Genomic DNA, 1,132 nt, shown 5'->3' with positions numbered 1-1,132 from the left:
CGGCCGCGGTGGCCGTGGCGGCGAGCGTGGCGGCCGTGGCCGCAAGCCGCAGAACCCGGGAGCCGAGGCCCCCAAGGCCGACGCCACCGCTGCTCCGGCCGCTGAGGCGACGACCTCTTCTACCGGTGGAACGGAGGCCTGACCGACATGCTGATCCCCCGTAGGGTCAAGCACCGCAAGCAGCACCACCCCAAGCGCAGCGGTATGTCCAAGGGCGGCACCGCGGTCTCGTTCGGCGAGTACGGCATCCAGGCGCTGACCCCGGCCTATGTGACGAACCGTCAGATCGAGGCCGCTCGTATCGCGATGACCCGTCACATCAAGCGTGGCGGCAAGGTCTGGATCAACATCTACCCGGACCGTCCGCTCACCAAGAAGCCCGCCGAGACCCGTATGGGTTCCGGTAAGGGCTCCCCCGAGTGGTGGATCGCGAACGTCAAGCCCGGCCGGGTGATGTTCGAGCTGTCCTACCCGAACGAGAAGATTGCGCGTGAGGCGCTTACCCGCGCTGCTCACAAGCTTCCGATGAAGTGCCGGATCGTTCGGCGCGAGGCAGGTGAGGCGTGATGGCGGCCGTGACCAAGGCGTCCGAACTGCGCGAGCTGGGCGACGAGGAGCTGGTCAACAAGCTCCGCGAGGCCAAGGAAGAGCTGTTCAATCTCCGCTTCCAGGCGGCGACCGGCCAGCTCGAGAATCACGGGCGGCTGAAGCTCGTCCGTAAGGACATCGCGCGGATCTACACCCTGATGCGTGAGCGCGAGCTGGGCATCGAGACGGTGGAGAGCGCCTGATGACTGAGAACAACGTGACCGAGACCACGACCGACCGCGGATTCCGCAAGACCCGTGAGGGCCTGGTCGTCAGCGACAAGATGGACAAGACCGTCGTCGTCGCTGTCGAGGACCGCGTGAAGCACGCGCTGTACGGCAAGGTCATCCGCCGTACGAACAAGCTCAAGGCGCACGACGAGCAGAACGCCGCCGGCATCGGCGACCGCGTCCTCCTGATGGAGACCCGGCCGCTGTCCGCCACGAAGCGGTGGCGCATCGTCGAGATCCTCGAGAAGGCCAAGTAAACCCCTCCGAGGGGGAGTTCCTCCTCGGAACAGTTCCGCCAGGCTCGGTGGGGGGCC

General features: G+C 66.6%; 3 protein-coding genes. All 3 read left to right on the top strand.

Annotated elements, in window-relative coordinates; all coding sequences use genetic code 11:
- The first annotated feature begins 147 nt into the window (after positions 1-147).
- The 3 genes from rplP to rpsQ are packed head-to-tail and all read left to right on the top strand — an operon-like array spanning position 148 to position 1,075.
- Positions 148-567 carry a 50S ribosomal protein L16 gene (gene rplP / locus GA0115259_RS37565; RefSeq protein ID WP_093605049.1) on the top strand — a complete coding sequence of 140 codons (420 nt, stop codon included), beginning with the start codon at positions 148-150 and terminating at the stop codon, positions 565-567.
- The gene (gene rpmC, locus GA0115259_RS37560; protein ID WP_046504635.1) at positions 567-791 is read left to right on the top strand and encodes a 50S ribosomal protein L29; all 225 of its coding nucleotides are present in this window, start codon (positions 567-569) and stop codon (positions 789-791) included. Before rplP ends, rpmC begins: the two co-directional genes overlap by 1 nt.
- Positions 791-1,075 carry a 30S ribosomal protein S17 gene (gene rpsQ, locus GA0115259_RS37555; RefSeq protein ID WP_093605047.1) on the top strand — a complete coding sequence of 95 codons (285 nt, stop codon included), beginning with the start codon at positions 791-793 and terminating at the stop codon, positions 1,073-1,075. The genes rpmC and rpsQ overlap by 1 nt, the downstream gene beginning before the upstream one ends.
- The last annotated feature ends 57 nt before the right edge of the window (positions 1,076-1,132 follow it).

This window comes from Streptomyces sp. MnatMP-M17 (assembly GCF_900091995.1).
Taxonomy (GTDB): domain Bacteria; phylum Actinomycetota; class Actinomycetes; order Streptomycetales; family Streptomycetaceae; genus Streptomyces.
The sequence above is the reverse complement of the archived record's forward strand: the minus strand, read 5'-3'. Positions and strand labels throughout refer to the sequence as shown.